Source organism: Hydrogenophaga electricum (assembly GCF_030160815.1).
GTDB classification, from domain to species: Bacteria; Pseudomonadota; Gammaproteobacteria; order Burkholderiales; family Burkholderiaceae_C; genus Hydrogenophaga; species Hydrogenophaga electricum.
Map to the genome: position 1 here is coordinate 1 of NZ_BSPB01000152.1, position 794 is coordinate 794.

The window sequence follows — 794 nt, forward strand, 5'->3', positions numbered from 1 at the left end:
CGGCCGTGGCGTCGGCGCGCGCGGCCCGGGCGCCGGGCGCCGCGCCCGATCTGGCGGCCGAACTGCAGCGCCAGCGCAGCACGCTGAGTGCTTCGCTGAGCGCGAACGAGGAGCCACCCGAGCCGGAGTTCGCGCTGCACCACCAGCGCTACCTGATGGGGCAGCGCCGCATGGAGATGGCCATCGACGCGCTGCGCGAACACGTGCGCCAGACCCTCGCCCGCACCTCGCCCCGGCTGGCGCAACTGGCCGCGCTCGACGCTGTGCTCGACCAGATGCTCGGCGGGCGCGAACAGCACCTGCTGGCCAGCGTGCCCGCCTTCCTCAAACAACGCTTCGAGCAGCGGCGCCGCGAACAGGTAGCCGACGCGCCCGACGTCCCGGCCGACGCCTGGCTCCAGGCCTTCGCGCAGGACTGCCGGGCCGCCGCGCTGGCCGAGCTGGACCTGCGGCTGCAGCCCGTGACCGGCCTGGTCGAGGCGTTCCAACAAGAAACCGCTTTTTCCGCATGACTCCCAAAGCTCTGATCGCTGCCTGCTTGCTGGGCCTGCTGGCCGTTGTCTGGATCGCCGTGGGCTTTGCCGCCTCGGGCAACCCGGTGGCGCTGGCCATGACCGTGCTGATTGGCGCCGTGTTCATCGCCGGCGCGCTCGAAATCCGGCGCTTTCGCACCGCCACCACCGGCCTGGGCGGCGCGCTCGACCGCCTCACCGCGCCCCCCGAGCGCCTCGACGACTGGCTGCCGCAGGTGCCCGCCGAGCTGCGCGACGCCGTGCGCCGGCGCGTCGACGGCG

General features: G+C 73.7%; 1 protein-coding gene and 1 pseudogene. Both read left to right on the forward strand.

The genetic code is table 11. The features are described from left to right. Positions 1 to 512: DUF3348 family protein (locus QQK43_RS23225; protein WP_284309645.1), on the forward strand; the 512-nt coding region annotated here is incomplete at its 5' end. After that, a pseudogene (locus tag QQK43_RS23230) lies at positions 509 to 794 on the forward strand (hypothetical protein); the annotation flags it as partial. The gene QQK43_RS23225 and the pseudogene QQK43_RS23230, both read left to right, overlap by 4 nt.